Origin of the sequence: Streptomyces sp. IBSBF 3136 (assembly GCF_036815105.1) — a bacterium.
Classification (GTDB): Bacteria; Actinomycetota; Actinomycetes; order Streptomycetales; family Streptomycetaceae; genus Streptomyces.
The window spans coordinates 1-7,560 of sequence record NZ_JAJSZC010000302.1; the positions used below are offsets into that span (position 1 = coordinate 1).

Sequence of the window (7,560 nt, forward strand, 5' to 3'; positions counted from 1 at the left end):
GGGGACGGCTCTCAGGCGGCGCCCGGGGGTCCTGGCCGGGGAGTGAGAGCGCTGTGCTCCCGAGGGGAGCCGGGGGTCACTTCAGGTGGAGCTGCTGACCCGGGTAGATGAGGTTGGCGTCCTCGACGATGTCCTTGTTCAGCTCGAAGAGCTTCTTCCAGCCGCCCTGGACGTGGTGCTTGCCGGCGATGACGCTGAGGGTGTCGCCCTTGACGACCTTGTACTCGCCGTCGCCCTTCTTGACCTTCTTGCCGGTCGGGGTGGTGACGGTCTTGCTCGCCGACGGGGCGGTGCGGGCGGCCGAGCGGGTGGCGGCCTGCTGGTCGGTGGAGCGGGTGGTGGTGGTGCTCTTGCTCGTGCCGGTCGAGGCGGGGGCACCGGAGTACGGGGTGCCGGACAGGCCCGTGCCGCAGACCGGCCAGGCGCCCTTGCCCTGCGCGGCCAGCACCTTCTCGGCGACGGCTATCTGCTGCGCCTTGCCGGCCTGGTTGGCCTGCGGGGCGTAGGCGGTGCCGCCGTACGCGGCCCAGGTGGAGGCGGAGAACTGCAGACCGCCGTAGTAGCCGTTGCCGGTGTTGATGGACCAGTTGCCGCCGGACTCGCACTGGGCGACCTTGTCCCACTCGGAGGCGGTGGCGGCGGAGGCGTTGCCGGCCGCCATCAGCGGGGCGGCGACGACGGCGCCGGTGACACCGGCGAACGTGATGGCGCGGACGGCCTTGGACGGACGACGGTGCTTGCCCTTGCCGGAAAACAGCATGGATGGATCCCCTCACCGACGCCTGCGAGGTGAGCTGTCGGGTTCGGGCCGGTTGAGTTGCCCGGCCGCGCTCCCCTGGGAAGCACGGCTCCACCCCTAGCCGGTCCCAGCTCAACTGCTGGGCTCGGCACTTACCTTGGGTCCCCCGCTCCTGCCTGCGGCGCTTGACGCGACGACTGTTCCCGGGCAACCGCTGGCAGGATTCGGCGTTGCGACTGCCGGGGCTCGTGGTGACGAGCGGTCTTGACCGTAGACAGGCGATCGACGGAATTTCAAAGACGATCAGGGCTTCTGAGACTCATCCCACACTTTCACCAAACCGGACATTAGCGAGTGAAACGGGGCGTCAACTCCCGCCGTCATCCGCCCGTTTCGTCACCGACTCGCAGGGTCTGACCGGCGGTGATGTCATCCGGGTCGGCGCCGATCGCCTTCTTGTTCTGGGTGTAGAGCGCACGCCACCCGCCGTCGACGTCAAGGGAGTCGGCGATGGAGGCCAGGCTGTCCCCCTCGTGGACCGTGTAGGTGTCCGCGGCGCGGGAGGCGTGACGGCCCGACGAGGTGTCGCTCTGACCGTTTGTCACGCTTTCGTCCGCACTGGTGCCGCGATGGCGCCCGCCGCTGCTGAGCGCGCCGGTGTCGACCAGGCTCCAAGAACTCCCGGCCTGCCATGAATTGTCCGAGTCGTCCGTGGCGGGTTCCACAGGAGAGGACCCGCTCTCCTGTGTGCCACCGGAGTCCGGAGAGGCGGTTTTGTCCGACTTGGAGGTATCCCCCTTGCCGGAACCGTGGGAGTCGCCGGCCTTGCCGTTGCCCGCGCCCGGGGACGGCTCGGCGCTCGCGTCGGGGGAGGAAGAGGAGTCGGGGGACGAGGACGAGCTGGACGAGGAGGACGAATCCGGCAGGCCGGACGAGTCGGAATCCCCGTCGGAAACGCCCTTCGAGTCGTCCGTGGACCCGGCCGGATCACCCTGGTCCGACGCACCCTTGCCGGAGCCGCCGACACCCGTGTCGACGTTCACCGAGCCGGAGTTGGAGGTCAGGCCCGACAGCAGGGCGCAGGTCGCCCAGGGGGTCGTGCCCTGGTCGGCGAGGATCTTCTCGGCGACGGCGATCTGCTGCGAACGGCTGGCCTGGTCGGCGCTGGAGGCGTACTGGCCGCCGCCGTACTTGTCCCAGTCGTCCTGGGATATCTGGAGGCCGCCGTAGTAGCCGTTGCCCGTGGCGGCGCTCCAGGAGCCGCCGCTCTCGCACTCGGCCACCTTGTCCCATGTGGTGCCGTCGGCCGCGTTGGCGCTCGCGGCGCCGAGGAGCGGGATCGCGATGGCGGACCCGGTCACCCCCGCCGCTACGAGCAGGGCCGGGGCCTGACGGGGGCGACGATGGCGGCCGTTCCCGGAGAGCATGCAGAGACCTTTCGCGCGACAGCGTGACCGGCGTGGCGCGAGAAGCTCCGCGCCACGCTGATGGGTGAACGTATAGGCAGACGATCACTTGTCACAAGTTAATGCCGCGTAGATCACGTGAAGATCACAGAGTTGAACACCGCACCTATGCCCGCTCGTACCACCGGGTCAGGGCGCGGGCGTGAACTCCACGGGCAGGGTGCGCAGACCGCGCATGATGAGTCCGCCGCGCCAGCGCAGCTCCGCCGGATCCACCGCGAGCCGCAGGTCGGGCAGGCGGGTGAGGAGCGTGGCGAGCGCGCTCTGGCCCTCGAGCCGGGCGAGCGGGGCGCCGAGGCAGTAGTGGATGCCGTGCCCGTAGCCGAGGTGCTGGTTGTCCCGCCGGGACAGGTCGAGCACGTCCGGGTCGGCGAACCGCTCCGGGTCCCGGTCGGCGGCGGCGAGCACCACGAGCACCGGGTCCCCGGCGGCGATGTCCTGGCCGCCGACGGTGAGCGGGCGGGTGGCGAAGCGCCAGGTCGCCAGCTCCACCGGGCCGTCGTAGCGCAGCAGTTCCTCGACCCCGGTCTCCAGCAGGCCGCGCTCGCCGCGGGCCAGGGAGTCCTGCAGCCGGTGGCGCTGGCCGGGATGGGTGAGCAGGGCGTACGTGCCGTTGCCGATCAGGTTCACGGTGGTCTCGAACCCGGCGAACAGCAGGATGAAGGCCATGGCCGCGGCCTCGTTCTCGGTGAGGTGCTCGCCGTGGTCGGAGGCGCGGATGAGTCCCGAGAGCAGGTCCTCGCCGGCGGCCGGGGTGTCGGGCAGTGCCTCGCGCTTGCGGTGGATCAGCTCGGCGAGGTAGCCGCGCATCTTCTTCACGGACCGCGCGACACCGCCGCGCGGGCCTCCGCCGTGCCGGATCATCATGCCCGCCCAGTCCCGGAAGTCGTCCTGGTCCTCACGCGGGACACCGAGCAGGTCGCAGATGGCGTAGATGGGGAGCGGGAAGGCGAACTCGTGGATGAGGTCGGCCGAGCCCGTCCCGGCGAAGCGGTCGATGAGCTGGTCGGTCAGCTCCTGCACCCGGGGCGCGAACTCGGCGACCCTGCGGGGCGTGAACGCCTTGCTGACCAGCCGGCGCAGCCGGGTGTGGTCCGGCGGGTCGATGTTCAGCAGGTGCGTCATCAGCTCGGCCTTGCGCTCGCCCGGGATGCCGGTCTTGCCCTTGGCGTGCGCGGGCTCGTCGTGATGCGCCGGGTTCTTGCTCAGCCGCTGGTCGGCCAGCGCCTGCTTGGCGTCGGCGTACCGGGTGACCAGCCATGCCTCCACCCCGCTGGGCAGCCGCGTGCGGTGCACGGGCGCGTGCTCGCGGAGCCAGGCGTAGGCGGGGTACGGGTCGCTGGCGAACTCCCACGTGAAGAGTTCGGGAGCGGTCGGGGGGTGGGGCTGGTCGGTCACTCCCCGACGGTATCCGGCCCGCCGGGGCTCTCGCCGCGCGCCTTCCGGGCCTCCGGGTCCTTCCGCTCCGCGCCGACCGCCGGCCATGTCTCCGCCCGCTCGCGCAGCAGCTTCCCGAGCAGCGTCGCCGCCTCGCCGTCACCCGCCTCGGCGGCCGCCTCCAGGAACGGGTTCCGCCTCCCTCGCCGCTCCGCGCGCCGCCGGCAGCCGCCCGAGCCGGCCGGGCGCCTCGCCGGCCCCGGCCGCGGGCCCGAAAGCGGTGCGCGCGAGCGCGGCCACCCTCTCGGCGTCGTACGCCTCGTCCTCGCGCGCGACCTCGAGCGCCCGCCCCCACAGCGCGTCGGCCACCGGCGGGAGCGCCTCGTCCTGCTCGGCCCCTCTGGTCAACGGTAATGAGAAAAGGGCTTCATGACGTCCCGTAGGGACCAGCCCGCCCGGGTCACCTCACCCGGTACTGCCCTGGCCCTCCGTCTCCTTGATCGCGTCCCGGTACACCCGGGCCGCCGCCCGCAGGGCCGCCTCCGGGTCCACGCCGTCGGCCTCGGCGCGGACCGCGAGCGCCAGCAGCTCGTAGCCGATGCCGTCCCCCTGGGGCAGCGGGACGTCGAGGCCCGCCGTGCGCACCCGGGAGGCGAGCTTGGCGGCGAGGGCGAGGCCGGGCTGGCCGAGCGGGACGCCCTCGGTGACCGAGCTGCGCCGCTTCTCCTCGGCCTTGGTGCGCAGCCAGTGCTCCTTGACGTCCTCCGGGGTCTCGGCCGTCTCCTCCCCGAAGACGTGGGGGTGGCGGTGGATCAGCTTGGCGACGATGCCGCCGGCCACGTCGTCCACGGAGAACGGCGCGTCCGGGTCCTCCTCGGCGATGCGGGAGTGGAAGACGACCTGGAGCAGGACGTCGCCCAGTTCCTCCCGCAGCTCCTCGCGGTCGCCGGCCTCGATCGCCTCGACCAGTTCGTACGCCTCCTCGATGCCGTACTTGGCCAGGCCCTCGTGGGTCTGCCGGGAGGACCAGGGGCATTCGAGGCGGATGCGGTCCATGACCTGGACGAGGTCGAGGAGGCGGGCGCCGGGCAGGTCGTAGGAGGCGGGCAGCAGCTCGAGCTCGGGCATGCGCACCCTGCCGGAGCCCGCGAGACGGGCCAGTCCGTCGGTGAGGGCGGGCTCCCCCTCGCCCGTGGCCACGACCACCGCGGTCCGCCCGCCGGCGCAGGCGTCGACCAGCTCCTGCGCGGTGGGGGACGCCTCCGCCACCGCTATCCCGGCCTCCCGCAGATACGGCAGCTGCGGATGCGCGCCGTCCGCGCACAGCACGGTGTCGGCGGCGCGCAGCGCCTGCCACGCGGGCCAGGACAGCAGGCCGGGGGCGACACGGTGGCTGGTGGTGAGCAGGACGATACGGCCGGGGGCGGCTTCGGGGCTGGTTGCGTTCACCATCCGAACGTAACCCACGCCGCGGGCGCACGGGATCGGTTGTCCACAGGGCCGGGATCGCGATGTGATCGTAGGACCGGGGGTGCCGCCGCGGCCGCTGCCGTACCGTTACGGCACCCCGGAGCCCGGTCGCTACGCCGGCTGCTGCTGCGCCGCGGTCGTGACCTCGCGCACCCACGGCGTACTGGCGTCCACGCGGCTGCTCTTCTGCACGTCCCAGGAGCCGTAGCGCGGGTTGAGGTCGATGTGGAGCTCGTCGGAGGCCTTCGACAGGGCCTTCCAGAAGGCGGGCTGGGTGGTGTCGGTGCCGAGCTTCGCGGCGAGCTTCTGCGCCTCCAGTTGGAGCCGGAGGTTGTCGTCCAGGCGCTCCGGCGCGATGCCGTACTTCTGCAGCCAGGTCGTCCGCAGTCCCTCGGCGCCGCCGGCCTGCCGCTCCAGTCCCGCGCGCATCTGCAGGACCTCCTTGCGGCTGACCGCGATCCCCTCGTCCTGCGCGGCCCGGTGCAGCACCCGGTCGAGCACCATGTTGTGCAGGGTGTCGCGGGTGAGGCCGCCGGTGGAGGCGAGGACCTGCTGGTACTGGGTCTCGTCCGGCACCGCGGCCCGCTGCGCCTCGCGTACCTCGTTGACCCGGCCCTCGAGCTGGGCGACGGTGATGCGCTGTCCGCCCACCACGGCGGCCGCGCCCGGGTGGGCCTCGCTTCCGCATGCGGTGAGCAGGGGGGCCGCAGCGGCGATCGCGGCGGAGAGGACGAGCGCGGTGCGACGGCGGTGCAAGGAGACCTCCAAGGGAGATTGTGCGACGGTGCACAAAGTCTTGCGGTGATCGATGGTAGGCAGTCGGCACGCTGTGGCCAACCCATTCGACCAACGATTCACGCGCGCTTCGGGCACCGCCGCGCGTCCCGCCCGGATCAGCCGGTGATGGCCACCGGCGCGTCCCACGCGTCACGGTCGACCGTGAGCGTCACGCCGCCGTGCGCCTCCTTGCTGTTGACCATGTACTGGTGGGCCCGGCTGTGGTCGGTGAACTGGGTGGCGCCCCACGGCCAGTCCGTGGTGGTGGTGTTCTCCTTGTCCCACAGTGCGTACCAGAGGTTGCCCGGCAGGTCCGTCTTGTTCGACGCGGTGGCGATCGCCTTGGCGCTGGAGCTGGTGAAGCCGTAGTAGCCGGCGCGGTACGTCTTGGCGTGCAGGGCCTTGTCAAAGGCGCGCACGTAGGTCAGCACCGCGTCGTTGCACGACGTGTTCGTGGTGTCGTACGCCTCCATGTCGAGGTAGATCGCGCTGCCCGCCTTCATGCCGAGCGCTGAGGCCTTGGCCACGGCGTCGGCGGCGTCCGTCGCGCCGAGGGAGGCCGCGGTGGAGGCGGTCAGCTTCTCCGGGTTGGAGCCGGACTGGCAGGGCGGCTGGGCACCGACGTAGATCGGGATGAGCTTCCAGCCGAGCCCGGTGACGTACGTGACCCAGGAGGAGGTCAGGTTGGGCTGGGCGCAGCCGCGGTTCTTGCCGCCCACGTAGACGGCGGCGGCGCCGTAGAAGCCGGTGTGCCAGGCCTTCATCGTGGACTGGGAGGGTGCGGTGCAGGTGTCGAAGGCGCGGCCGGTGAAGGTCTTCTGCGCGGGCCAGGCCGTGGCGGCCATGGAGGTCTGGGCGGCGATGCCGGCGCCGGCGGCCACGGCCGCCCCGGCCACCGCCCACGTGACGTACCTGCGCTTCTTCGACTGTCGATGGCCGGCCATCAAACCCCACCCCTGCTCGTACGTGCCATGGCAAAACGAACGGCAACCTATCCCGCGCGGTTGCCGACTTCGGAAAACGCGATCCCCCGAAGATCACAAGAATCAGTCAGTGAACGGCAAAATCTAGCCGCGCACCTGCCCCAGCCACTGCAGGGTGCGGCGGATCTCCACGGCCAGCGGGTGGCCGGGGCCCTGGAAGCGTTCGACGTCCATCAGCAGTCGCGCGAGCGTGTCGTGGGCGGCGGGACGGTCCCCGACGGCGAGCAGCAGGTGGCCGATGCGGCGCCGGACGTCGTGCGCGAGCTGCGGGTCGCCGGAGACGTACTGGTTCTCGTAGTACGGCAGCAGGGCGCGGTACTCGGCGAGCGCGGCCGCCGGCTCGCCGAGCTGCTCCAGGCACTGGGCCGCCTCGTAGCGGTAGCGCAGGGACTGCGGGTCGGCCTGGCCGGCCTCGGTGGCGCGCTCGTCGGCCAGCCGGCGCAGTTCGGGCAGCGCGCGCCGGTACTGGCCATCGTCCATGAGGGTGGCCGCGTACTGCTTGCGCAGGGTGCGCACCACCGGGGAGTGCTCGCCGTGCTGCTCGGCCGCGGTGGGCAGGATGGCGCCGAGTATGTCGACGGCCTGGGTGATCCGGCCCTCGCCGAGGAGCCGCTTGACCTCGTCGACGGCGGCGGCCACGTCGGGCTTGCCGGTCACCGACGGCGCGGGCGCGACGGGTGCGGGCTGGGGCGCGGGCGTCCGCGCGCGGTCCGGCCAGGGGGCGTGCGGGCGCAGGAAGGGGCGGGTG

Annotated in this window: 8 protein-coding genes and 1 riboswitch; all 8 genes read right to left on the bottom strand. The window is 72.1% G+C overall.

Annotated features, from left to right (window positions below):
- Nucleotides 1-76: 76 nt before the first annotated feature.
- Entirely contained in the window at nt 77-760 is a 684-nt protein-coding gene (locus tag V7E45_RS36805) for a transglycosylase family protein (RefSeq protein ID WP_333778634.1), read from the bottom strand.
- Nucleotides 761-764: 4 nt separating this feature from the next.
- Nucleotides 765-933: riboswitch (cyclic di-AMP (ydaO/yuaA leader) on the bottom strand.
- A 186-nt stretch (nt 934-1,119) separates the two neighbouring features.
- Nucleotides 1,120-2,166 carry a transglycosylase family protein gene (locus V7E45_RS36810; protein ID WP_333778635.1) on the bottom strand — a complete coding sequence of 349 codons (1,047 nt, stop codon included), beginning with the start codon at nt 2,164-2,166 and terminating at the stop codon, nt 1,120-1,122.
- A gap of 168 nt (nt 2,167-2,334) precedes the next feature.
- Nucleotides 2,335-3,603 (bottom strand): cytochrome P450 family protein, encoded by a 1,269-nt coding sequence (locus V7E45_RS36815; protein ID WP_333778636.1) that lies wholly within the window; start codon nt 3,601-3,603, stop codon nt 2,335-2,337.
- Nucleotides 3,604-3,741: 138 nt separating this feature from the next.
- Complete coding sequence (locus V7E45_RS36820; protein WP_333778637.1) at nt 3,742-3,990, bottom strand: hypothetical protein; 249 nt, start codon at nt 3,988-3,990, stop codon at nt 3,742-3,744.
- Nucleotides 3,991-4,047: 57 nt separating this feature from the next.
- On the bottom strand, nt 4,048-5,031 hold the full coding sequence (locus V7E45_RS36825) for a nucleoside triphosphate pyrophosphohydrolase (RefSeq protein ID WP_333778638.1): 984 nt from the start codon (nt 5,029-5,031) through the stop codon (nt 4,048-4,050).
- Between the two features lie 132 nt (nt 5,032-5,163).
- A complete protein-coding gene (locus tag V7E45_RS36830; RefSeq protein ID WP_333778639.1) occupies nt 5,164-5,808 on the bottom strand; it encodes a SurA N-terminal domain-containing protein in 645 nt (214 codons plus the stop codon).
- A 137-nt stretch (nt 5,809-5,945) separates the two neighbouring features.
- On the bottom strand, nt 5,946-6,773 hold the full coding sequence (locus tag V7E45_RS36835) for a glycoside hydrolase domain-containing protein (protein ID WP_333778640.1): 828 nt from the start codon (nt 6,771-6,773) through the stop codon (nt 5,946-5,948).
- Nucleotides 6,774-6,896: 123 nt separating this feature from the next.
- Nucleotides 6,897-7,560, bottom strand: a 664-nt coding sequence (locus V7E45_RS36840; RefSeq protein WP_443056335.1) for a tetratricopeptide repeat protein, incomplete at its 5' end; no start/stop codon positions are given.

Coding starts and splice junctions, on each gene's coding strand:
- V7E45_RS36810 (WP_333778635.1), bottom strand. CDS start 2,166: ATGCTCTCCGGGAACGGCCGCCATCGTCGCCCCCGTCAGGCCCCGGCC.
- V7E45_RS36835 (WP_333778640.1), bottom strand. CDS start 6,773: ATGGCCGGCCATCGACAGTCGAAGAAGCGCAGGTACGTCACGTGGGCG.
- V7E45_RS36805 (WP_333778634.1), bottom strand. CDS start 760: ATGCTGTTTTCCGGCAAGGGCAAGCACCGTCGTCCGTCCAAGGCCGTC.